Source organism: Polaromonas jejuensis NBRC 106434, from assembly GCF_001598235.1.
Taxonomy (GTDB): domain Bacteria; phylum Pseudomonadota; class Gammaproteobacteria; order Burkholderiales; family Burkholderiaceae_C; genus Polaromonas; species Polaromonas jejuensis.
The window spans coordinates 1-22,618 of the sequence record NZ_BCYO01000022.1 but is presented as its reverse complement, the minus strand read 5'-3'; the positions used below and the strand labels follow the sequence as shown (position 1 = coordinate 22,618).

General features: G+C 58.8%; 18 protein-coding genes, 2 pseudogenes and 1 other annotated feature. Of the genes and pseudogenes, 17 read left to right on the top strand and 3 right to left on the bottom strand.

Annotation, left to right across the window (positions count from 1 at the left end; translation table 11 throughout):
- Nucleotides 1-68 precede the first annotated feature (68 nt).
- A complete protein-coding gene (locus PJE01S_RS24690) occupies nucleotides 69-1,733 on the top strand; it encodes a tyrosine-type recombinase/integrase (protein WP_169804401.1) in 1,665 nt (554 codons plus the stop codon).
- On the top strand, nucleotides 1,730-2,185 hold the full coding sequence (locus PJE01S_RS19125; RefSeq protein ID WP_068835252.1) for a hypothetical protein: 456 nt from the start codon (nucleotides 1,730-1,732) through the stop codon (nucleotides 2,183-2,185). The genes PJE01S_RS24690 and PJE01S_RS19125 overlap by 4 nt, the downstream gene beginning before the upstream one ends.
- A 1-nt stretch (nucleotide 2,186) precedes the next feature.
- Here PJE01S_RS19125 and PJE01S_RS19120 read toward each other — a convergent pair.
- Nucleotides 2,187-3,415, bottom strand: a protein-coding gene (locus PJE01S_RS19120) for an IS3 family transposase (protein WP_157090395.1) whose coding sequence is annotated in 2 segments (ribosomal slippage) — nucleotides 2,187-3,127 and nucleotides 3,127-3,415 — 1,230 coding nt in all. Because the reading frame shifts where the segments join, the coding sequence is not laid out codon by codon here.
- Nucleotides 3,021-3,137 (bottom strand) — a sequence feature (AL1L pseudoknot). Its footprint overlaps the gene before it by 117 nt.
- 652 nt (nucleotides 3,416-4,067) lie before the next feature.
- Between PJE01S_RS19120 and PJE01S_RS19110 the strand changes: the two genes are divergently transcribed.
- The 9 genes and pseudogenes from PJE01S_RS19110 to PJE01S_RS24680 form a co-directional block, all read left to right on the top strand.
- On the top strand, nucleotides 4,068-5,498 hold the full coding sequence (locus PJE01S_RS19110; protein ID WP_157090397.1) for a carbohydrate porin: 1,431 nt from the start codon (nucleotides 4,068-4,070) through the stop codon (nucleotides 5,496-5,498).
- 76 nt (nucleotides 5,499-5,574) lie between these two features.
- Nucleotides 5,575-6,723, top strand: coding sequence for an NHL repeat-containing protein (locus PJE01S_RS19105; RefSeq protein WP_377372052.1), 1,149 nt, complete (start codon nucleotides 5,575-5,577; stop codon nucleotides 6,721-6,723).
- Entirely contained in the window at nucleotides 6,720-8,000 is a 1,281-nt protein-coding gene (gene efeB, locus PJE01S_RS19100) for an iron uptake transporter deferrochelatase/peroxidase subunit (protein WP_068835248.1), read from the top strand. Before PJE01S_RS19105 ends, efeB begins: the two co-directional genes overlap by 4 nt.
- 166 nt (nucleotides 8,001-8,166) lie before the next feature.
- Entirely contained in the window at nucleotides 8,167-9,171 is a 1,005-nt protein-coding gene (locus tag PJE01S_RS19095) for an iron ABC transporter substrate-binding protein (RefSeq protein ID WP_068835247.1), read from the top strand.
- A 14-nt stretch (nucleotides 9,172-9,185) separates the two neighbouring features.
- Entirely contained in the window at nucleotides 9,186-10,787 is a 1,602-nt protein-coding gene (locus PJE01S_RS19090) for an ABC transporter permease (RefSeq protein ID WP_068835246.1), read from the top strand.
- An 84-nt stretch (nucleotides 10,788-10,871) separates the two neighbouring features.
- Complete coding sequence (locus tag PJE01S_RS19085; RefSeq protein ID WP_068835245.1) at nucleotides 10,872-11,933, top strand: ABC transporter ATP-binding protein; 1,062 nt, start codon at nucleotides 10,872-10,874, stop codon at nucleotides 11,931-11,933.
- Between the two features lie 399 nt (nucleotides 11,934-12,332).
- A complete protein-coding gene (locus tag PJE01S_RS24685) occupies nucleotides 12,333-13,217 on the top strand; it encodes a phosphodiester glycosidase family protein (RefSeq protein ID WP_084389639.1) in 885 nt (294 codons plus the stop codon).
- Nucleotides 13,151-14,343 (top strand): IS3 family transposase gene (locus PJE01S_RS19075; RefSeq protein WP_157090394.1). Its coding sequence is split into 2 segments (ribosomal slippage): nucleotides 13,151-13,424 and nucleotides 13,424-14,343, totalling 1,194 coding nucleotides; the frame shifts between segments, so codons are not numbered across the junction. The genes PJE01S_RS24685 and PJE01S_RS19075 overlap by 67 nt, the downstream gene beginning before the upstream one ends.
- A gap of 144 nt (nucleotides 14,344-14,487) precedes the next feature.
- A pseudogene (locus PJE01S_RS24680) lies at nucleotides 14,488-14,799 on the top strand (transposase); the annotation flags it as partial.
- A gap of 527 nt (nucleotides 14,800-15,326) precedes the next feature.
- On the opposite strand, the gene PJE01S_RS19065 reads toward PJE01S_RS24680, so the two are convergent.
- The gene (locus PJE01S_RS19065) at nucleotides 15,327-15,509 is read right to left on the bottom strand and encodes a hypothetical protein (RefSeq protein WP_068835241.1); all 183 of its coding nucleotides are present in this window, start codon (nucleotides 15,507-15,509) and stop codon (nucleotides 15,327-15,329) included.
- Between the two features lie 363 nt (nucleotides 15,510-15,872).
- On the opposite strand from PJE01S_RS19065, the gene PJE01S_RS19060 reads away from it, so the two are divergent.
- Entirely contained in the window at nucleotides 15,873-16,109 is a 237-nt protein-coding gene (locus PJE01S_RS19060; protein ID WP_068835240.1) for a hypothetical protein, read from the top strand.
- 470 nt (nucleotides 16,110-16,579) lie between these two features.
- Here the strand turns inward: PJE01S_RS19060 and PJE01S_RS19055 are convergent.
- Nucleotides 16,580-17,395 (bottom strand): annotated as a pseudogene (locus PJE01S_RS19055) (Tn3 family transposase); the annotation flags it as partial.
- A 358-nt stretch (nucleotides 17,396-17,753) separates the two neighbouring features.
- On the opposite strand from PJE01S_RS19055, the gene PJE01S_RS19050 reads away from it, so the two are divergent.
- From PJE01S_RS19050 to PJE01S_RS25780, 5 genes are all read left to right on the top strand, one after another.
- Nucleotides 17,754-18,053 (top strand): SOS response-associated peptidase family protein, encoded by a 300-nt coding sequence (locus tag PJE01S_RS19050; RefSeq protein WP_245660860.1) that lies wholly within the window; start codon nucleotides 17,754-17,756, stop codon nucleotides 18,051-18,053.
- Between the two features lie 122 nt (nucleotides 18,054-18,175).
- On the top strand, nucleotides 18,176-18,616 hold the full coding sequence (locus PJE01S_RS19045; protein WP_068835239.1) for a LexA family protein: 441 nt from the start codon (nucleotides 18,176-18,178) through the stop codon (nucleotides 18,614-18,616).
- A gap of 6 nt (nucleotides 18,617-18,622) precedes the next feature.
- A complete protein-coding gene (locus tag PJE01S_RS19040) occupies nucleotides 18,623-19,924 on the top strand; it encodes a Y-family DNA polymerase (protein ID WP_068835238.1) in 1,302 nt (433 codons plus the stop codon).
- 565 nt (nucleotides 19,925-20,489) lie between these two features.
- Nucleotides 20,490-21,221 carry an ATP-binding protein gene (locus PJE01S_RS25785; RefSeq protein ID WP_218017534.1) on the top strand — a complete coding sequence of 244 codons (732 nt, stop codon included), beginning with the start codon at nucleotides 20,490-20,492 and terminating at the stop codon, nucleotides 21,219-21,221.
- Nucleotides 21,176-22,372, top strand: a complete 1,197-nt coding sequence (locus PJE01S_RS25780) for a hypothetical protein (protein ID WP_218017533.1) — start codon at nucleotides 21,176-21,178, stop codon at nucleotides 22,370-22,372. The genes PJE01S_RS25785 and PJE01S_RS25780 overlap by 46 nt, the downstream gene beginning before the upstream one ends.
- The last annotated feature ends 246 nt before the right edge of the window (nucleotides 22,373-22,618 follow it).

The following is a 22,618-nucleotide window of genomic DNA, read 5'->3' as shown; positions in this document are numbered from 1 at the left end:
TCCTGTCGTTGCGGCCTCTAGCAACAAGCGCTACTGCTTCGCACTCAGATCTGATCATCAGCTCTGCAATGGACCCTGCCGGCGACACGCAAATTCTGAGCCGCTACGACGACGACCTCTGGGAGCTGTGGCCCTATTTCGACCAGTCGAATGTGGCGCCCGGCAACAAGCGCATTGACTGGGCGCGCGTTCCTGAGCAATTCAGGGAGGGGTGTAAGGCAGTGGTCTACCGCTATTGGAAGGAAGGTTTGCCAGGGGCCACCCCTCCTATCGCGCGGTCAATCGTGGCCATCACGATGCATCTCACTGTGCTGTTCAACTTTCTCGCGGCCCTCGGTGTTCGTGGGTTGAGCCAGGTGCATCCGATTCATATATCCGGGTTCATCCATCACCGGCGTACCACCGACCGCGTCAAGCCAGGCACGCTCGTTCGTAACCTGCTGGGCATCGAACTACTGTACAGATTTCGGTCGGAAGATGTCGATTCCCTCGGATTTCATCCGTGGCCCGGTTCATCGGCTGCCGATCAAGCTGGTCACACCGGTCCGGCGCGTTCAATAGGCGTTACAGCATTGATCCCGCCTCCAGTGCTCCAGCAACTTTACGTCACCGCTGAGGGCCTGCTGGCACGGGCAGACATCATGCTCGACGAGCGGGACCTGGGCTTGCGCATCACCGGGGCCGACCGCGAGCTCAATTTGCTCAGAGATGCGTGCTTCTTCCTTCTCGGCGTGCTCACCGGTATGAGGTGCGAAGAAATTGCAGGTGTTGAAGTTGGTGCAGGCCGCAAAGAGCGCAAGGACGGTCTGATTTACAACTGGGTGCAGAGCATTGAACACAAGACCAAAAAGGGACGAGTTGAATACCTGATGCCTGCCCTCGGCCACCGAGTGCTAAAAGTCATGGAGCGGTGGTCCTTACCCTTGCGGCAGGAGCTCCACAACCTGGTAGTTCAGTTGCAGGCCGACCAGTCACCTGCCGGCGTGCCCGAACGAATGCGCGTGCTCGCAGGAGCACGGGCGGATCGCAACCGGCTGTTCCTGGGTCGAGAAGGCCGGACGCAGATGATTCGCACAGTCTCGGGCTTATCTTGGGCCGCCCGGATGAAGGGTTACGCCGCGCACGCTGGCGTCGATTGGCGTCTGTCACCGCACCAGCTCCGGCGCGTTTACGCCTGGACGTTCGTACGGCATCGCCTGGGCAATCTTCTGTTCCTTAAGGAGCAGTTCAAGCACTCCAGCATCGAGATGACACAGCTCTATGCCGCAAACCCAATGCAGGATGACACGCTGTTTGAAGACTTGTTTACTGAGATCAGCACTCAGAAGGTTGAGCTGGTCGAAGGCTGGCTGAACGCCGATACGCCACTGGCGGGGCGCGCTGGACAGCGGATTGCGATTATGCGGGCCCACGACTTCCCCAGCCGCAAAGCCCTCATTGAAGAGACAGCCGATTGGATCAACATCCGCAGCACCGGCCATTCGTGGTGCCTGGCACAGGATGACGGCTGCGGCGGAGCCGGTCTGTATGAGCCGGGACGGTGCGGCACCTGCAACGACTCGGTGATCGACGGCTCCCAACGAATCGCGTGGGAAGCAATACACGCGCATCAGCTGGAGCTTCAAGAGGAGGCCAGCGAGCTGGGGCCCGCAGCAGTCCAACGGGTTCAACGGGATCTCCGACGGGCCGAGGACGTGTTGAAACAGCTGGGCGCTGAGATCGGACGGCAATGAAAAGCAGAGTAGAACGGCTCCAGCCGCCTGAAGTAATTCGCGGCCGCAGTCGCGATACAACCACCGCGGATCTGCGGGAAGCCCTGGCGCGATTGCAGCGTACCGAGGTCGCTCCCACTATTGCAGCCTTAGCGCGTGAGGTCGGCGTAACTTCAGCATTGATTCACAACAGGTATGCCGACATAGCAAACGAGGTCCGCCGCTTGAGCGGCCGAGAGGCAGGAGCAAGCGAAGACAGCCTGAAACTGGCGCTGAAACGCGAACGGGAGACTGCCAAGTGCCTGCGTGCAGAGAACCTAGACCTGCGCCAGCAGCTACAGGCCATGGCCTCGGTGAATGAATCTTTGCGTCAAGAGCTAAGAATTCTGCACGCCACCGGGGATGCGAAGGTCGTGAGTCTGGCGTCCAGAGCACTGAACCGCCCCGGATTTCGTGGAGGCCGGTTGGTTTAAGTCAGACCGATATGGTGGCCTGACTGGCAATTTGCCGATAGTAAATTTCCTCAGCTTCGGCAGGTGGAATGTAGCCGATGGGCTCTAGCAGTCGGTGATGATTGAACCAGGACACCCATTCCAGCGTGGCCAGTTCCAACGACTCCTTGGTTTTCCAAGGCGCGCGGCGGTGGATCAATTCGGCTTTGTACAAGCCGTTGATCGTTTCAGCCAGAGCGTTGTCGTAACTATCGCCCCTGCTGCCCACAGAAGGTTCAATACCGGCCTCGGCTAGACGCTCGCTGTAGCGGATGGAGATGTACTGGGCCCCTCTATCGGAATGATGGACCAACGCATCCGCACGCTGTGGCTGGCGGGCATACAGGGCCTGCTCCAGGGCATCGAGCACAAAGTCCGTGCGCATGGATCTGCTCACCCGCCAGCCCACAATGCGCCGGGCGAACACGTCGATGACGAAGGCCACGTACAACCAGCCTTGCCAGGTCGACACATACGTGAAGTCCGACACCCACAGCTGGTTGGGGCGTTCTGCCCTGAACTGCCGGTTCACCCGGTCCAGTGGACAGGCTGCACTGGCATCACCGATCGTGGTGCGCACAACTTTGCCACGCCGTACACCTTGCAACCCCAGGCGCCGCATAAGGCGTTCCACGGTACAGCGAGCAACCACAACGCCCTCGCGGTTCAACTGATGCCAAACCTTGTCAGCGCCGTAGACCTGCATATTGACCTGCCAGACACGCTGGACCTGCGGCATCAAGGTGTCATCACGATGCGCACGCGCACAGCGAAGCGCCGGGTTGCGCTGCTGTGCAGCATGACGCCTGTACCCCGACGGGGCAACCTGCAGCACTTTGCAGATCGGCTCGACCCCGTAGGCATCGCGATGTTTGTCGATGAAATCTCTCAGGACTTGAATCGGCGGTCGAGCTCCGCCTGGGCGAAAAACGCACTCGCCAGCTTCAGGATCTCGTTGGCCCGGCGCAGTTCCTTGACCTCGCGCTCCAAGGCCTTGACGCGTTCACGTTCGTCGCTGGTCACACCATCTCGCATGCCATGATCGATCTCATGCTTGCGTACCCAGTCATGCAAGGTTTGGGGCACGCAGCCGATCTTGGGTGCAATCGATTCAATGGCGGCCCACAGGGAGGGGTGTTCGCCACGGTGCTCCAGCACCATGCGCACTGCGCGTTCGCGCACTTCGGGGGAAAACTTGTTTGACTTTCTCATGGCTCCATCTTCTCAAAGGTTGGAGCCTCCTCAAAACCCGGGGCGATTCACACCCAAACCCTAGTCAAATTCTAGACCTGCTGAGTCGGGTTCAGACTGACTGCCGACATAGGGCTATCCAAACTGTTCGCTCCATACCCGACATTGACATCAGCAGCCTGACCGTCAGCAATGTGGCGTCGATTTCGATCGATCGCGGACCCGCACCCGGCCAAGAAGCTGACATCTGCCAAATCGCGCTAAAAGCCGACCTTCGGCCCGTCTTGCCGCACCAACCCTACCCGCAAACGCTGCGCCGAGTTGTCGCCATTTCAGGCCGCGCTCAAGTACGAAGGAAAGCGTTTCGCTCAAGCGGCGATTGAAAGGAAAGTCTAGACCTTGACGTTGCTTAATTTGCAGATAATAATGAGAACGACTCGCATGTTTATTAGCATAACTATGAAAAAACCTGACCAGACTTATCCTCGCTTGAGGTTGGCTCCATCAGCAGTGTGATCTACACACATCAGAGATCGACACTGTTATGAACCTATTTGAAGCCAGGCGCTTTGTGAAAAGCGCAGAAGAACACAATGCCCGCTCACGGCGAAGCTTTTTTATTGCTGTCGCCCCCGCTTCAGGACCCCAAACAAAGTTGCGCACCGTTTTGGCGATGGGTTGCCTTGCAGCGCTGTTCCTGGGCAGCCCGGTGTTGGCCCAAAACGCGGCTGGGGATGTCAATCCAGCGGACCAGCCTGAGGCCGACCTGGCCATCCAATCCCAGCCCACAGGCCTGTGGACAGGCTTGTGGACGCGGCCCAACCTTCTGGGCGACATGGGCGGCCTGCGTCCGGTGCTGGGTCGCCACGGCGTGACCCTGGGCCTGACCGAAACCAGTGAGTGGCTGCGAAATGCCAGTGGCGGCATCAAAACCGGGCGGGTTTATCACGGACTGACCACCCTGACCCTGGGGCTGGATACGCAGCAGGCCGGTGGCTGGGAGGGGGGCAACTTCAATCTCAGCGCCTTACAGATTCACGGTCGCCAGCTGTCTCCGGACTACATTGGTAGCTTGCAAACCGCCAGCGGCATTGAGGCGCTGAACGGTCCGCGACTATGGGAGTTGTGGTACCAGCAAAAGCTCAATGACCGGCTGGACGTGAAAGTCGGCCAGCAAAGCCTCGACCAGGAGTTCATGGTCAGCCAGTACGCCGGTACCTTCATCGGCACCGCGTTCGGCTGGCCGGCCGTGCCCTCTCTCGATTTGCCGGCCGGAGGACCCGCCTATCCGCTGTCCAGCCTTGGCGTGCGGCTGCGCTCACGTCTGAGCAACTCGACCACCTTGCTGGTCGGGGCGTTTGCCGGCGATCCGGCCAATACCACCACCCAGGATCCGCAAAAGGCGAATAACAGAGGCACAACCTTCAGCCTGCATGGCGGCACGCTCTATATTGCTGAGCTGCAGTACGGGCACAATCAGCCGGCGCTGGGTGAAATGGACACCGGCGCAAAACGCGGCCTGCCCGGCACCTACAAAATTGGCGCGTGGTACCACAACCAGCAATTTGCCGACACCCGATTTGACAACAATGGGCAGTCGCTCGCCGATCCCCTGAGTAGCGGCAGCGCGCTGCAACATTCGGGCAATTACAGCGTGTACGGGGTGGCCGACCAGACGGTGTGGCGCGAGAGCGAAGACGGGGCGCGTGCCGTCAATCTTTTCGCCCGGGTGATGGCGGCGCCGGCTGACCGCAACCTGGTCAGCTTCAGCGCCAACCTGGGGGTGACGATGAACGCACCTTTCGCGGGGCGCGACAACGATGTGGTCGGCCTCGGTGTGGGCTACGTCAAGGTCGGCAGCGGCGCGCGTGCGCTGGACGCCGACAACAACGCCTTCAATGCCACCCAGGTGCCGGTGCGCAATACCGAGACGTTCATTGAGGCGACCTATCAATACCAGGTGACGCCATGGTGGCAATTGCAGGGTGTTCTTCAGTACACACGCAACCCAGGGGGCGGCGCCGTCCACCCCAACGACCCGGAGCAAACCAGAAAAATTCCCAACTCAACGGTGGTTGGACTGCGTACCAATATCACCTTTTGATTAGCGCGGCGGAGCACATGAGGTCTTTCCATACAGTCAGTTATTCCCTTTACAGACGGGAAGCAGGAGAAGTTTGATGAAGCGTTTGAGTACCCTCCGGTTGCATCCGGGGAAGAATGGCTTGTTAATGCTTGCAGCCGGGTTATTGGCCTTGGCCGCCCAGACGGCTCGCGCGGAGCAGCCAAAGGGTTTCCTGGAAACCATACGCAAGCACACCTTGCTGACGACCACTGTTCCGGACAATGGCGACCAAAACCCCTACGCGATCGCAGTGGCGCCGGTGTCCGCCGGCAAGTTCCAGCAAGGCGACGTGCTGGTCGACAACTTCAACAACGCTGCGAACCTCCAGGGATTAGGTACCACGATCGTTCTCTACAGCCCGGCCAGCAAGAAGTTGTCTCTGTTCGCGCAATTGCCGCGCGACTTGCCCAAATGCCCAGGCGGCGTGGGCCTGAGCACTGCGATGACAGTTTTGAAGAGCGGTTGGGTCATTGTCGGCAGCACGCCCAGCAACGATGGCACCACCGATACCAAGGGTGCGGGTTGCCTGATCGTGCTCGACTCGCAAGGCCAGGTGGCCGATGTCTGGTCCAGCCCAAATATCAACAACCCTTGGGGCAATATGGCCGTGATCGACCATGGCAGCACAGCGACGCTGTTCGTCAGCAATGCCGGCTTCGGCGTGGGCAGCGCCAAGGGCCAGCCGCCGGTTGTCAATCAGTCCACTGTGCTGCGTCTCGAATTGGCCATCCCCGAGGGCAAGCCTCCTACCATCAGCGGCCAGACCGTGGTAGCCAGCGGCTTTGGCGCGCAGGCCGACAAAAGCGTGTTCCTGATCGGCCCTACCGGTCTCGCACTCGGCAAGGATGACAAACTCTACGTCTCTGACGCACTGGGCAACCGGATCAGCGAGATCTGGGGGGCCACCACGCGCACCACCAGCGCCGGAGTTGGCCGTACGTTGACTCGCGACGGCTTGCTCCTGCGTCCGCTGGCGATGGTCACCGCGCCCAATGGCCATCTTCTGGTGGTCAACGGCTCCAATGGCAAGGTGGTGGAGATCGACCCGGAGAGCGGGACACAGATTTACGCACAATGGATCGACAACAACAAGGCCCAGACTCCGCCCGGCAACGGTGACTTGTTCGGGATCGCCATGACCCCTGAAGGCGACGGTTTCTACTATGTGGAAGATGAAGTGAATATGCTGGTGCTGGCCAAATGAGCGACTCCGAGCAAAATCCGCAGGTGTCACGGCGCGGCCTCCTTGGCGGCAGCCTGGCGGTGGCCGCCAGCACGCTCGGCGTTGGAGGAACCGCCACGGCGGCGGCTGCAACGGCCCATGCCCAGACTTCGCAGCTCAACCAGAAATCGGTGCCGTTCTGGGGCAAGCATCAGGGCGGTATCCTCACCCCGCAACAGACCCACACTTACTTTGCAGCATTCGATCTCGACACCGCCAAGCGTGCTGAACTGATTGAACTGCTCAAACGCTGGACCGCCGCGGCCAGCCGCATGACCCGTGGAGATACCGCCCAACCGCTGAGCACCGATTCCGAGGTGGCGCCAGCCGACTCAGGCGAGGCGGTCGGCCTTTCTCCGGCCCGTCTGACGGTCACCTTTGGCTTCGGCCCGGGGATGTTCATGCGTGATGGTGTCGACCGCTATGGACTTGCCTCCCGGCGTCCGGAGGCGTTGGTCGATCTGCCCAAATTCAACGGTGATCAATTGGTGCTGGAGAGGTCCGGAGGAGATATCTCGGTCCAGGCATGTTCAGATGATCCGCAGGTGGCGTTCCACGCGGTGCGCCAGTTGGCGGCCATGGCGAATGGCATCGCCACCCTCAAGTGGGCACAGACTGGATTTGTCAGCGGCACGACGCGCAATCTCATGGGTTTCAAGGATGGCACCAATAACCCTTCAACCAAGAATCCGACACTGATGGACGAGCGTGTCTGGGTTGGCAAGGAAGGAGGCTGGATGCAAGGAGGCTCCTATCTGGTGGTGCGCCGCATCCGCATCTCGCTTGAGCACTGGGACCGCACCAATCTCGGTTTCCAGGAGCAGGTGGTTGGCCGCCACAAAGCCAGCGGCGCCCCCCTGGGCAAGAAGCACGAGTTCGAACCATTGGATCTGAAGGCTACCGACGCGGACGGCAACCTCGTCATCCCGGACACGGCCCATTCGCGAGTTGCTTCGTCAGCCCACAACGATGGAGCCCTGATTCTTCGCCGTGGCTATTCGTATAACGACGGCGCGAACTTCTACGCTGAGCGGTGGCCGCCCTGGCACCAGGGAATCATGTATGACGCCGGGCTTTTCTTCGTCGCCTACCAGCGCGATCCGCGAAGTGGTTTCATTGCCATCAATAAGACCCTATCGACACAGGACATGATGAACCAGTACATCACCCACGTTGGCAGCGGGATCTTCGCTTGTCCGCCTGGAACGCTTGAGAGCGGATTCGTTGGCGCATCGCTGTTCGAGGGGTTGAAAAGCTAAAAGTCCTTCGGGTTCGTTTTGAGCTCCATCCCGTTTGGCTGAAGGGACGGTTCAAAACGCTGTATGTGAAGCCCATTCGCCGTTTTGGCAAGTGGCCGATTGTTTGGGTTAGCTGTACGGCCTACAGCCGACCTCGCTAGAAAACCATCACCTGGAAGTCATCGAAATGAACAGCAAACTCTTCAAAACCGTCGCGCTCACCTTTGCGCTTACCCTCGCGAGCGGATTGGCACAGGCCGCGTCGTTGATCTTGTACAGCGCGCAGCATCCGCAGACCGTCAAGCTGCTGGCTGCAGACTTTGAGAAAGAGACCGGCATCAGCGTGAAGTTGCGTTCCGGCGAAGGCCCGGCACTTGCTGCGCAACTGCTGGCTGAAGGCAAGTCCTCGCCGGCCGATGTTTACTTCACCTCCAACTCGCCGGAGCTGATGCTTTTGGAAGGCAAAGGCCTGCTGAGCAAGGTCCAGCCCGCCGCCCTGTCGGTAATCCCCGCGCAGTTCAGCTCGCCGCACGGGGAGTGGGTTGGCGTGATGGCCCGTGAAAATGTACTGGTTTACAACACTCTCATGATCCAGGCCAATAACATGCCGGCCTCGTTGATGGACTTGGCCAATCCAGTGTGGAAAGGCAAGCTGGCTATTGCGCCGTCGGACGGCGACTTCCTGCCGTTGGTTAGCGCGGTGCTGGCACTGAAGGGCGAGCAGGCTACCCTGGCCTGGTTAAAGGGTCTGCATGCCAACGCACAAACCTTTGACGACAATGAAGGCGTGGTGGCAGCAGTCAACCGGGGCGCGGTGGCAGTCGGCATCATCAACAACTATTACTGGGCGCGTTTGAAGACAGAACTGGGTGATAAGGGGATCCGTAGCGCGCTGCACCACTTCGGCAACGCCGACATCGGTGCCTTGATCAACGTGTCCGGCGCGGGCATTCTCAAGACGGCAAAAAACGTCGATGCCGCCCAAAAATTTCTTGCCTACCTGGTGAGCGAGCGCGCTCAGTTGCTCTTCGCCAATAGCAACGTCACCTTCGAGTACCCCCTGAACCCGAAGGTAGCTCCTTCCAAGGTGTTGAAGCCTTTCAACCAGCTGAGCCCGCCGGCGATTGATATGCAGAAGCTGGGCGATGACAGCCAGTCTCCTCGTTTGCTTCGGGCAGCCGGGCTCCTGTAATTGAGCTTCATGACATGAGCGGCACCGCCGAGTCGCAGGTGTCCGATCGCTTGGCTCCTTCGAGGTGGCCCCCGACCGGGTTGATGGTCTCCGCGGTCTTCGTTGCGCTTTTGGTTCTATTGCCGCTGGCGTTCACACTCTGGCACGCTTTGAGCTTTAGCCTCGGCAATGCGTTGGATTTGCTGCTGCGGCCTATCGTGGCCGACCTCGCGCTCAACACCTTGTTGATTACGGTTTCGGCGACCCTGTCCTGTGGCGTGATTGGCACTGCCTCCGCCTGGTTTGTCGAGCGAACCGCGCTGCCCGGGCGCCGGCTTTGGGCGGTACTGGCCGTCGTGCCGCTGGCGATTCCCCCTTTCATCACCAGCTACGCTTGGGTTTCGATCAGCCACGCTTTACAGGATTTTTATGGCGCACTATTGGTGATCACCACGGCGTACTATCCCCTGGTCTACTTGCCGGTGGCCGCCTCGCTGCGCGGAATGGATCCTGCACTGGAAGAGACCGCACGCGCACTTGGTTTAGGGCCATTGGCTTGTTTTTGCCGCGTGGTGCTGCCGCAGCTGCGTCCGGCCTTGCTGGGCGGCATGCTTCTGGTGGCACTTGGGTCCTTGTCGGAGTTCGGCGCCTTCGCGCTGCTGCGATTTCACACGTTTACCACCGAGATCTACGCGGAATACCGCGTTGGCTTCGACGGCGCCGGCGCCGCCATGCTGGCCAGCGTGCTGATGCTGCTGTGCCTGGTCTGCCTGGTAGCGGAATTTCGGATACGCGGCAAGGCGCGCTACGACCGGTTGGATCGCGGCGCACGGCGTGCCCCCAACCGGCACTCGCTCGGGTGGTGCGCGGTGCCGGTAGTGGCGGGGTTTGTTTGCCTGGCGGTGATCACGCTAGTGGTCCCACTGGGCACCATCGCCTATTGGACGCTGCAGCACGGCGAAGCCGCCGTGACGCCGGCCGAAGTGTCCCCGGCGCTGCTGTTTGACGCGACCTTGTCCTCGGTCGAGCTCGGACTGGCAGGCGCTGCGCTGACCACGCTCCTGGCGCTGCCTTTCGGATACTTGCTGGCACGTTATCCCGGACACATTTCCACAGTTTTGGAGCGCACCGTGTATTTGGCGCAAGGCGTGCCTGGCATCGTTATCTCTCTGGCCCTGGTGTCGCTGGCGATCCACCTGATCACACCGCTATATCAAACGGCTGCCATGTTGGTGCTAGCCTACGCCATCTTGTTCTTGCCCCTGGCATTGGTCAGCGTCCGCGCTGCTTTGCTGCAGGCTGAAGCACGTCTGGAGGATATGGCACGTTCGCTGGGTCTCAACCGCTGGCTGGTCTTGTGGCGCGTGGTGTTGCCGCTGGCCGCTCCGGGTTTGGGCGCTGCAGCCAGCATGGTGTTCATTGCCGTCGTGACCGAACTCACTGCCACGTTGCTGCTTTCGCCTATAGGAACGGAGACACTGGCCACCCAGATTTGGGCGGATACGTCGGCACTGGCTTTTGCAGCCGCGGCCCCCTATGCGGCAATTCTGGTGGTGATCTCGCTGTGCGCCACCTGGCTTTTGATGTCCCTATTTGGCAAGACGGCCGTCCTGGGTGACGCAGCGCGCCTTTTTTGAAGTATTTACGTTTTTCGCGCCCCAAAGAGGGGTCGACATCGCGACAGATGCGGTTTATCGACAATATGACATTTAGGCAATTTCATGGCTGAGCTGCGCATTGAAGGTTTGAGAAAAAATTTTGGCACGCATCCCGTGCTGAGCGATCTTGACCTGATCGTCCCGGCCGGAGAGTTTGTAGCCATCCTCGGGCCGTCCGGCAGCGGCAAGACCACGTTGCTGCGGTTGGTGTGTGGGTTCGAGCGCGCCGATGGCGGCACCATTCTTCTCAACCAGCAAACGGTCAGTGGCCCGGGCGTTCACTTGCCGCCGGACCGGCGCCGGATCGGCTACGTGCCCCAGGAGGGAGCGTTGTTTCCCCATCTATCCGTGGTTGAAAATATCGTGTTCGGGCTACCGCGCGATCAGCGACGCGCCCGCTATCGGGTGGACGAACTGCTGGAAATCGTCGGCCTGCCGGCCAGCTTTGCCAACCGCGCACCTCAGCAATTGTCGGGTGGGCAGCAACAGCGGGTGGCTTTAGCTCGCGCTTTGGCGCCGCAGCCGGCTTTGGTGTTGCTGGACGAGCCGTTTTCTGCTCTCGACGCCGCACTCCGGGTGGAAACCCGCAAGGCTGTGGCTGATGCGCTTAGTGCCGCGGGCGCAACCGCGTTGTTAGTGACCCACGACCAGTCTGAGGCGTTGTCGATGGGGCACCAGGTTGCGGTACTCTGGGAAGGCCGACTTCTGCAGATAGCCGGACCGGAAACGCTCTATCGACGGCCAGTGACCGCCGAGCTGGCGCGTTTTGTTGGCGACGCAGTTCTGCTGCCTGGGATAGCCGCTGGCGGTCAAGTAAGCTGCACGCTCGGCACTCTGCCCATGATGACCGATATGCCGCAGGGCAAGGTTAGCGTACTGCTGCGTCCAGAGCAGATCCGCTTGGGCCCTTCTCCCCGCTCGCATACAGGGACTGCCGATAGTTCGATTCGCGCGCAAGTGTTCGATATAGCGTTCTATGGGCACGATGCCTGTGTTCGCCTGCACCTGGCGACTGACGGTTCGCTGCTGACGGCGCGCGTGCCGGGGCACCGTTGTCCAGCGCAAGGGCAGGACGTTGGATTAACCGTTGAGGGTGAAGTTGCCACCTTTGCAAGACTTAGTTAGTGTCTTAACAATCTAACTTGAGTTGAACACTAACTGATCTTGGTTAAATATAAGCGCGCTTATGGGTTTTCATCCCAATAGCAGGAACATAGAACACTCTCAATTCGAAGCATTCATGTCTGATTTGACCTGCCCCCTGCTATCGCGGTGGCGAAGGCGATGGAACAGCTGCGAATACGAAATTGTTTCACGACAGCGGCGAACAATGCAGTAGCGCATTTTTTGCGGGTCACAAGCACCAGAGAGCGCCGGTTTGTGGCCGATACCTAACCATGCGCTGATTTGACGTAAGCATGGACTTTACTCAGTGAGTCAATTCGCCATTTCATGGTGTTTTTTGATCGAAAGTTTTCCTGCGACAGTTTTCAGAGAAAATTGATGAAGTCTCTCTGAGTCGCCATGCCAATCCTTTTCCGTTCCAGCTTCACCTGCGCCACGCTAGGGTTGTCCATTGCGCTCATAGCCTTGCCTGTATCTGGAGCCATATTCGCGAGCTATGGTCAGGCCGATCAAACAATCGATGCCTGCCAACTCAATTTGGCCCGAGACAACGTGCGCATGTTCTGGCGGGCGGCGGACGGTTCTGTATTCGCTAATTTCAGCCGTTTGGGTGCGTGGCTTCTGGGCCGCAACGAACAACTGATCTGTGCTACCAATGCCGGTATTTATGGTACGGACTTGCGGCCTATTGGTCTATACATCGAAGCTGGGAAGGTATTGCACAAACTCAATACTCGCAAGGAGGCCTATGGCAATTTCTACTTGCAACCCAACGGCGTCTTGCTGCTATCGGATCGCGAGGCCACGATTCTGAGTACCGACGAGATGGCCGTCGAACTTGAGACGCGACTGCCATCCATTCGTTATGCAACGCAGTCTGGACCCATCCTGTTGCGCAATGGCCAAATCAATCCGTTGTTCACACCGGGCTCGGAAAACCGAGTTGTACGAAATGCGGCTTGCGTTGTAACGGCAACCGATTTTGTCTTGGTCAAAAGCCGATCACCCATTAACTTTTATGACTTCGCCCGACAGCTGCGTGACAAGCTGGGATGCCGTGATGCCCTCTATCTGGATGGTTCTGTCTCCCAGCTCTTTCCTTTTAGAAATGGCAATCTTGGCCCAAGCTTTGCCGCCATGATTGGCGTCACAGTGACCTTGCCCCCGAAAAGTGGAGTTCTTGAGCCTTGTTCAAAATGTGTTCAAGGAGTCAGGAAATGTCGACAAAGCAAGTGCGTGCCCAGTACACGCAGGAATACAAACTGGAGGCAGTTCGGCAGGTGAAGGCCGGGCAATCCATCGCGGTCGTGGCCAAGGTGCTGGGTATTCCCAAGGCCAGCCTGGGTAACTGGGTTCGCCAGGACGCCAAGGGCGCGCTCAGCGGTGCAGGCGACACGCCTGCGTCGGTGACGGCCGAGCAAATGGAGCTGGCCCGCCTGCGAGCGGAGAACGCACGGCTGAGGATGGAGCGCGACATCGCAAAAAAGGCGGCGGCGTACTTCGCGCAGGACACGCTGCGAGGTACGCCTGGATTCACAAAATGAGAAGGCAGTACCCGGTCAGTGTGGCCTGCGAGGTTCTGCAGGTCAGTGCCAGTGGGTATTTCAGCTGGCGGCGCCGGCGCCAATCAGACCGCCCCGGCCCGGCTGGAAGTTACAGCGATGAGGCCCTGCTCGCGCACATGCGCGCCATCCACGCCGAGGTCAAGGGCGAGTACGGCTGGCCGCGCATGCACAAGGAACTCCTCGCCCGCGGGATCCGGATCGGCAAGGAACGCGTGCGCCGCCTGATGCAGCAGCACGGTCTGCGCGCCAGAACCAAGCGCAAGTTCGTGGTGACCACCGACAGCCGGCACAGCCTGCCGGTGGCCCCCGACCTGGTGCAGCGCCGATTCATCCCCGAGGCGCCCAACCAGCTGTGGAGTGGCGACATCACTTACATCGCCACCGACGAGGGCTGGGTGTACTTGGCGGCCGTCATCGACCTGTTCAGCCGACAGGTGGTGGGCTGGAGTATGCAGCCGCACATGCACGCCAGTCTCGTCAAGGAGGCGCTGGCCATGGCATGGTGGCGCCGTCGTCCCGCTGCCGGCCTGATCTTCCACAGCGACCGTGGCAGCCAGTATTGCAGCCACGAGTTCCAGGATGCTTTGAAGAGCTGGGGTATGCGCTCATCGATGAGCAGGAAGGGCAACTGCTGGGATAACGCGCCGACCGAGAGCTTCTGGGGGCGGCTGAAGACCGCGAGCCTGTATGGCAGGAAATTCGCCACCCGACGTGAGGCCATGGACGCCGTCTTGGACTGGATGGCCTTCTACAATCACCGACGCCTGCATTCATCGCTGGGTTACCTCAGCCCGATGCAGTATGAACAACGCTGGCACGCGGCACAGCGCAAAAAGGCCGCGTAATCGATGGGCTAAGAACTACACCGTTCAGGGGCAAGGTCACAGTGCCGACTAAGCCCTAAGGCAATGCTGATTAAGGTCCACGCTCAGCGAGGTTGGGGTGATCTCGGTTTCGGTGCAAACCGCTATGATTTGCACCGAAACCGAGATCACCCCTACTGCCAGCGTGGCGAGGCGGAGAACCGCATCAAGGAGGCCCAGGTCGGGTTGTTCGCCACCCGCACGAGTTGCCACATCATGCGCTCCAACCAGTTGCGCGTGCTGTTGGCAGCCCTCGGCTATGTGCTCATCGAGCGGCTGCGTGCGCTGGCCCTGCAAGGCACGGCCTTGGCCGTAGCCCAGGTCGATACCTTGCGCGTGAAACTGCTCAAGGTGGCCGCCGTGGTCACGCGCAACACCCGGCGCATCCGCCTGTACCTGGCCTCCAACTGGCCCAGCGCGCAGCTCTTCGCGCACGCCACGCCATGGGCCAACTGCGAACTCCCTGAACGACACACAGCGCCTGGCCGGCGTGATGACACAAGATCGGCCCGCAACCCAAGCCGGGGTGGGGGCCATTGCGCCCGCGCGCAGCGCCATCGCTGCGCAAACCCTTCGCCAGGCGCTGTTGAACACCGCTTGGCGCTTCTACAGGTTCCGATACGGCTCATCGGACGGGGCTTGAGGAATTGCGTGAAATATCCGGACTAAGTGGGGGGCGAGAGCCGCCGGGGCATTCCGGATGGCTGCCGGCCCCGGGTGTCCGTCCCATCGAGGTTGATGCAGTGCGCGCCTTCGAGCTTGTTGTGCGCGGAGAGCGTGCGCGCCTTCATTCACGAGGGCCGTCGCTATGTCACGCTGGCACCGATGGTTTTGGCCGCAGTGACACGCGCGCTGCCCTGCGCCAGTTTTTTGGCGTCGATGCGGCGTGCATCGTGCGTGCGGCGCTGCATGCCCTCACGAGGCCGGTGTAACGGCGCCCGACTTGCCGCTGCCCGCTGGCAGCGTCATGAGGGCAGCACAAGCTTATTGATTCGTGGCCGCTTGCGCCTCTTGCGTTTAATGGCCGCCGTGGCCGCCGTGGCCGCCACCGCCACCGCCGCCAGCAGCGCCACCACCGCCGCCAGCAGCGCCGCCGTGGCCGCCACCGCCACCGCCGCCAGCAGCGCCACCACCGCCGCCACCGCCACGCGCCATGACAGGCGTTACGACCAAACCGACAGCGACTACCGTGGCCACAGCCATTGCAATTTTCTTGAGGTTAAACATGGCACATTTCCCTTAACAAACTTGAAAACACACGTGGAACATAGAGAAATCAATCCTTGCGGACTTGGGTCAATCCCGTATGGGAAACCTGATCTGCACTTGCCGTCTTCTCGCTTGCTCCTCCTATGCGTGTGAGTATTTCGCACGCACGCCCTCACCGTAGGCGCGAGAAAACTTCGCGTCAAGCGGCCTCCCTTAACGTAGGGCGCCTCCCTCCGCAAGTTGGGGGCTGACATATTCTGTCTACTGTCCGATGATTGCTGTCCCAATTGATGGAGACAAAAATGATGGCTTACATCACGGGCTACAAGGGTTTCGGCATTTGTGCGACCGTTCACGGGATCGGTTCTCGTTATGCCGGCTCGGTGAAGATCTGTCGCGAAGGAACGGATGAGGTCCGCTTCATACCCGAATGGACGGATAGCCCCGAAAGCGCAGCGGAGGCTAGTGAGCGTCTTGAACGGTACGCCAAAGCCATCATTGACGGGCGCGTGACCGGCCAGTCCGTGGAGGGGCTGTAGATTCACGCTGCCTCCCTGAGCGCCTGTGAGTGTGCTCACGCTCTTTGATGGCCCGATGTTCAACTATGGCGATGGTCGGGTGACGAACGTTGAGGGGGCCGGCGATGAATGCGGCCCTCATCGCTTCTGGGTGCGACAGGCGGATTCCCACGCACCTCGGCCTGGGCGACCCAAAAAAGCAAAACCCTACGGGGGGTATAAGGTCTCCGTGGAGGACCCTCCGACCCCCACTCAGCACGAAGGCGGTTTCTGATTTACGTGCAAATCGTAGCGGTTTTTCAAAATATTTCTATATAAATCAAGCACTTACAAGATGCTTAATTTTTAGGCGTTACTGATTCACGTGCAAATCGTAGCGGTCTGACTTTTACCGGCGGTTCCGTGAAACGCGCGTGCAGAACCCCTTGATTGCCAGCCGCTGACCAAGAAAAAGTGAAGCGGGGAGCCAGGCAGCCTGTGAAGCCAAGATTTCATGCAGGTCTGACGACGCGCGTGCGGCGCTCTGCAGAGCTTCGGTGCAACAAGGCGTCCTCGTATTTTTCGATCTTGAACGCCATCGTGCCGCGGAAGTTGATGTGCCCAAAATGAACTGGACCCATGCGCCGCAGCCAAGAATCCTCGATCGGTTGCTTCTCCTTGCGCCACCGATCGACGATGCCCTGCATCTTCATGGTGTTCCATGCGATGACGATGTTCGTGAGTAGCGCGTGCGATCCCGAGATGGCCCTCATCTCATCACCGCGGCGCCCGCGCTCGGCGGCAACCCGGCCGTGGTAGATCGCACGCTGAAGCTGGTGCACCGCCTCGCCCCGGTTCAGCAGAATATGGATCTCGCGGCGAAACTCTTCATTGGTGAAGTAGTCGCACAGGAAAATTGTGCGCAGCATTTTGCCCAATTCCTCAGCGGCCTTGTGCAAGGGAGCGCCAGCCGCAGCACTTCCGAGCTTCTCCAAGGCCTCTTTGGCTGTGAGGTAGCCGCCGCGGATCGACGCGATCAGGCGCAGGAGCTCATCCCAGCCGGTGATGATTGCCTTTTCGGACACGCCGCCGGTAGATAGGCGTTCCAGGTTCTCCGGCAGCTCGAATGAGCGCGGCATGTACAGCATGCGCTCGGCAAGGTTTTGCAAGCGCACGAAAAGATCGAATCCGAGGAGCTTGGCGACTGCCATGCCAACGTTCGTGTAGCCATGCGTGTCCACCGCAAGCAACGACAACCGGATGCCCTCGGTGCCTTGCGCATTGAACTGCATGACCACTCCCGAATACGCCCCTGGAAGCTGTCGTTGAGTTCAAGTGAGGTTGAACGACAGCTGACCGGCAAGCCAGAATTAGAGATTGGATCTCCAGAAAGCCGTCGTTGGCCAATACCCGCAAACGCTGCAAAGCAGGCTTCTGAAACGAAAAAGTACCCAATTGCAATCGGGCTATCTTGCCGCATTGCAAAAAAAGTCCGACGAACTTTTTTAGCCCGACGGACTTTATTCTTAGCAATCATTGGTTGGCTTTTGCTGGCATCGCAGGCTCGTCGTCGGCCGATGAGGCCATCAGCCCTCCGCCCGCGCACTTCTCGGTTGAGTCAGGCTGCATGACCAGCAGATGTGAGCAACTCTACTTGCAAGTATCTGTTACAACTAACGAGAAACGATGATCACGCAGAACTGCGATGGCCACCCGCTGCTTGCCCTGATGCACAAGCCCGAGGTGGACAAAGAAACCAAGGAGGTGCTGCCGGCCGACAAGCAGGACAAGCGCTCCGTGGTGCCGATTGAACGGGACCGCTGGGACGAGTGGCTGAATGGCAGCATCGAGCAGGCCGAAGCCCTGATCCAGGTGCCGCCGCTGGAGATTTTCAGGCATGGCGCCGTCGACGCGGCAAAGAACATCCCTCTGCCTGGCACAGCGCAACAAACCCAAAATTCGACTTCATCGGACGGTCTGTTCTAGCGCAATCTCATGTCTGTCTTTGCAGTGATTTGTGTCGTTTAGAGCTCGGAACTGCCGACGCTGACACTGTGGCCGCTTGCGATGACATGGCTATGACATTACGCCGGGAATATACTGTATGAATGTCCAGTTTTTTAGAGGCTCTGCGCCCAGTTCCCCTGACTGCCTGCAGCCTGGTGCTGCCGATGGCCGGGGACACCGTGCGCGCGGGCTTCCCCTCACCCGCCGAGGATTTCGTCGTTAGGCGGATAGACCTGACCGAGATCCTGGTCACCCACCCCCAGGCCACCTTTTTGCTGAAGGTCAGCGGCTTTTCGATGATTGAGGAAGGCATTGACGACGGCGACACCCTGGTGGTCGACAAGGCCATCAAGCCGCGGCATGGCCACATCGTGGTGGCCGTGGTGGACGGCGAATTTACGGTCAAAAAGCTGTACCAGCGCGGCGGCCGCATCAAGCTGCAGGCTGGCAATCCGACCTTCCCGGACATCATCCCCAACGACGGCCAGACCATCGAGATCTGGGGCGTGGTGACCAGCTGCATCAAGCAGTTTCAGATTTGACCCATCATGTACGCGCTGGTCGACGGGAACAATTTTTACGTTTCCTGCGAACGGGTCTTTCGGCCCAGCTTGCAGGGGCGGCCCGTGATCGTGCTCTCCAACAACGACGGCTGCGCCATTGCCCGCAGCAACGAGGCCAAGGCCCTGGGCGTCAAGATGGCCGCGCCGTGGTTCGAGATCCGGCATCTCGCCGATAGCCATGGCCTGGTGGCCCTGTCGGCCAATTTCACCCTCTACGGCGACATGAGCGACCGAATGATGAGCCTGGCCGCCGGCCTCGGGCCCACGCAAGAGATTTACAGCATTGACGAGAGCTTCATCGGGCTCGATGGCGTGCGCGGCGACCTGACGAAACGGGCTTTTGCCGTGCGGGCGCGCATCAACCAGTGGGTAGGCATCCCGTGCGGTGTCGGCATCGGCGCAACAAAGACGCTGGCCAAGCTGGCCAACTACATCGCCAAGACGGCCGAGCGCAAACACGGCAGCTACCCCGACGACCTGGCCCAGGTGTGCAACCTGTGCGCGCTACCCGCCAGCGACATGGACGCGGTACTAGCCGCCACAGAGGTCAGTGAAGTCTGGGGCGTAGGCCGGCGCATTGCCAAGCAGCTGCAGGACGGCGGCATCAACACCGTGCTGGACCTGGTGCGCATGGACCCGGCCACCGTGCGCAGCCGCTGGAGCGTGGTGCTGGAGCGCACGGTGCGTGAGCTGCAGGGCCTGCCGTGCATCGAGCTGGAGGACGCGCCCTTGCCGAAAAAGGAAATTGCCTGTACCCGCAGCTTTGGGCGCCCAGTGACGGATCTGCGGCCGCTGATTGAGGCCGTGAGCGAATTCGCCGGACGGGCGGCCGAGAAGCTGCGCCGCCAGGGCAGCGTGGCGAGGGAGATCCTGGTGTTTGCGCACACGTCGCCCTTTCGGCCAGGGCCAAGGTTCTCGCGCAGTACTGTAGTGCCATTGCGGCGCCCGACCGCAGATACCGCCCTACTGGTGAACGCAGCCACCGCCGGCATGCGGCAGATCTACGAGCCGGGCTACCAGCTGATCAAGGCGGGCGTGATGCTGCTGGACCTAGTGCCGGGAACCGTGCGCCAGGGTGAACTGGATCTGGAAGGTGACGATGAAGACGCGAACCGGTCACGGCTGATGACCGCGATGGATGCGCTCAACGGCAGATTCGGCAAGGGCACGTTGCATGTGGCCAGCACGGGGATTGATGATCACAGCCGGGTCTGGGGGATGCGCCAGGAGAGACGGACGCCGCATTACACGACGAGCTGGGAGGAAATGCCGGTGGCGAGGGCGTGAAGGCAAATGAACTGAGCTCAAGTTGGTGCCGCCGACTAAAAAGTCCGCACTGTATTAAACGGTTTTCACGCGACCAGTGCAATCGTCACGTGATTTTCCTGCGCCAAGCTGTTGAGCAACGCGCATTGCGGATTCCGGACGCATTGACCATCCGCGCCGGAAATCCTTGACCACTCTACCTTCACACGCTGGCGCCAACTGACCAGGTCGGTATATTCTGTTTGAAACTGACTGTCGTCATACAGCGTTTCGATCTGCTTGCTCCAGACCGGTCACTCAGGGCTGCTAGTTATTGATCGGCAATGTGGCAACTATTTCAATACTCTGAGCACCCGCCATCGGCCAACTGCAGCCAGTCATCGTTTCCGCTGACCAGCCATTTGAGAGGCCGCTTCGGTCGGAGATCTGTCAGGCAGACTACGCGAGCGGGTCGGCCTTGGCGGTTGTTCGCACTGGTATCCTTGAGAACAACAAGAGGCGAGGGTAGCCAATACACAGCGACAGCCCCGTGTGTAGTTGGGCGGTCTCAAAGGCAGGCAAGAGAAAAAAATTACAGGGATGAGAAATGGACATCGAGACTTCCAGCGCAATTAAACTGTTTTTCCCCAATCCGTCTTTGGCTTTGGTTTACTACGAGGCCCTCGCCAACGCGCTGGATGCGGGAGCAACTGAGATCGATATCGAAATTTCGATCCAGACTTTTACTGCTTCCGAAACCCTGAACGTCAAGATTACCGACAACGGCTTAGGCTTCACTGACGAGAGTTTTAATCGTTTCAAAACCCTCATGAAACCCAAGGATGGTTTTCACAAAGGGATCGGTCGCCTCGTTTTCCTCAACTACTTTGACAGCATCGAAATCACCAGCGAGTGGGACGACAATCGACGCAAGTTCTTATTCAAAGAGAACTTCGACGGACAAGCACCCGTCGAGAAGCTGCCTGAGGTAAGCACCAGCAATCAAACGGTGCTCTATTTCGCAAATTTCTCCAAGGAAAAGGTCAAGTCCTACGACGATCTTAAGCCTGGTAGCCTCAAGGAAAGGATAATCTCCCACTTCCTGCCAACGCTGAATGATCTTCGTGATCGCAAGGTTGAGTTCAAGATATCCATCAGTCTTGAGACCCAGGAAAGCAATGCACAGAAAGAGTTTTTCTCCAGCGATGCAGTCATCACCCCAGATGACTTGCCAGAAATGAAGCTCAAAGAAATTCGAGACGATGCAAAATTGATGCCCACTCAGGCATCAACATGCATTACTACATCAAGGAGACGACTGGCCCTGCCAATCTGTTAACCGCCGTAAGCATCGATGGGCGCACAATCCCCATCAACCTCATTCAACAATCGTCCATCCCTCATGGAAATTCGGTCGTTTTCATTTTCTCTTCAGACCTCTTTGGCGCGAATGCTGACAGCTCTCGCCAAAAATTGCTGCTGCCTGAGGGACTATCAGAATCTGCACTCTACGCCGTGTTGCGCCGAGAAATAGGCAACGTGCTGAATGAGAATATCCCGAAAATCTCTGAAACCAACGCAAAGACGAAGAAGAAATTCGAGGACCAGTTTCCTCACCTTCTGGGGTATTTTGACAGCTCAACTGTTGGCCTTATAGATCGGGAAGAGGCCCTTAATGGAGCCCAGCAGAAATTTTTCCGCATCCAGAAGGAGATCTTGCAGTGCGAGAACCTGAGTGACGCGATTTACGAGAAATCACTGGAGGCCTCGTCCAGGGCTTTGACTGAGTACATCCTTTACCGGGAAAAGATCATCGCCAAGATGAAGGCAATGACTCCGGGCAATTCGGAAGAGGAAATCCACAACCTCATCGTTCCGAGAAGATTGGCTTTCGATCAAGACGATATCGTCAGCGATGTCTACCAAAACAACGCATGGCTACTGGACGACAAGTTCATGACCTTTCGCACGATACTGAGCGAAGCTCGCATGGATAAAGTCATCAATGCTATCCAGCTGAGTGAAGAGGTTTCAGGAGAGTCTGGCAGGCCGGACATCGCGATGATTTTCTCTGCTGACCCCGAGGACTCCACCCCTGTTGATGTGGTAGTCATCGAGATTAAGAAAAAAACAGACGACGAAAAAGAAAATCAGTACGCAATCAATCAACTTTTGGAACGAGCGGAAAAGCTCGCTCAGTATTGCACCAATATTCAGCGAATTTGGTATTACGCCGTACTGCAGATAAATGACTCCTTCGTAAGTCGCTTGCGACAGCAAAAATGGGCGCCACTGTTCTCTAAAGGTCGGGTCTTCTACCAAGAGTTTCCCACCTATAGGAATGATCAAACTGTCGTCCCCACCCCGATCTTTGCGATGTCATTTGATGCCATCGTTTCGGATGCAGAGGCGCGCAACCATACCTTCTTGGAAATTTTGCGCACGGTGATGAAGAAGCATTCCGGGATGCTTTCAGAGGTGAAGAGTTAAGACTAAGCGACTTGGTCTCTATTGCTGGTATCGCAACGCTTGGAGACACGGTGATCGTATAAATAAAAGCTGTCAAAAACTCCATAGGGATGACAATTTTTCGAAATCCTGTCATTTTCTGAAGAAGATTGATTCCCGAGTTCTTCTAAAAACAAGAGTTGTCACCAATGGTCAGTTGCGTATGCTGAATAATACTGAGCACTGTTCCGGCCTGTATTGACCTGGTTCGTGGTAATGAGTTCTGAA

Coding starts and splice junctions, on each gene's coding strand:
- PJE01S_RS24690 (WP_169804401.1), top strand. CDS start 69: ATGGACCCTGCCGGCGACACGCAAATTCTGAGCCGCTACGACGACGAC.
- PJE01S_RS19125 (WP_068835252.1), top strand. CDS start 1,730: ATGAAAAGCAGAGTAGAACGGCTCCAGCCGCCTGAAGTAATTCGCGGC.
- PJE01S_RS19110 (WP_157090397.1), top strand. CDS start 4,068: ATGGGTTGCCTTGCAGCGCTGTTCCTGGGCAGCCCGGTGTTGGCCCAA.
- PJE01S_RS19105 (WP_377372052.1), top strand. CDS start 5,575: ATGAAGCGTTTGAGTACCCTCCGGTTGCATCCGGGGAAGAATGGCTTG.
- efeB (WP_068835248.1), top strand. CDS start 6,720: ATGAGCGACTCCGAGCAAAATCCGCAGGTGTCACGGCGCGGCCTCCTT.
- PJE01S_RS19095 (WP_068835247.1), top strand. CDS start 8,167: ATGAACAGCAAACTCTTCAAAACCGTCGCGCTCACCTTTGCGCTTACC.
- PJE01S_RS19090 (WP_068835246.1), top strand. CDS start 9,186: ATGAGCGGCACCGCCGAGTCGCAGGTGTCCGATCGCTTGGCTCCTTCG.
- PJE01S_RS19085 (WP_068835245.1), top strand. CDS start 10,872: ATGGCTGAGCTGCGCATTGAAGGTTTGAGAAAAAATTTTGGCACGCAT.
- PJE01S_RS24685 (WP_084389639.1), top strand. CDS start 12,333: ATGCCAATCCTTTTCCGTTCCAGCTTCACCTGCGCCACGCTAGGGTTG.
- PJE01S_RS19060 (WP_068835240.1), top strand. CDS start 15,873: ATGATGGCTTACATCACGGGCTACAAGGGTTTCGGCATTTGTGCGACC.
- PJE01S_RS19050 (WP_245660860.1), top strand. CDS start 17,754: ATGATCACGCAGAACTGCGATGGCCACCCGCTGCTTGCCCTGATGCAC.
- PJE01S_RS19045 (WP_068835239.1), top strand. CDS start 18,176: ATGTCCAGTTTTTTAGAGGCTCTGCGCCCAGTTCCCCTGACTGCCTGC.
- PJE01S_RS19040 (WP_068835238.1), top strand. CDS start 18,623: ATGTACGCGCTGGTCGACGGGAACAATTTTTACGTTTCCTGCGAACGG.
- PJE01S_RS25785 (WP_218017534.1), top strand. CDS start 20,490: ATGGACATCGAGACTTCCAGCGCAATTAAACTGTTTTTCCCCAATCCG.
- PJE01S_RS25780 (WP_218017533.1), top strand. CDS start 21,176: ATGCATTACTACATCAAGGAGACGACTGGCCCTGCCAATCTGTTAACC.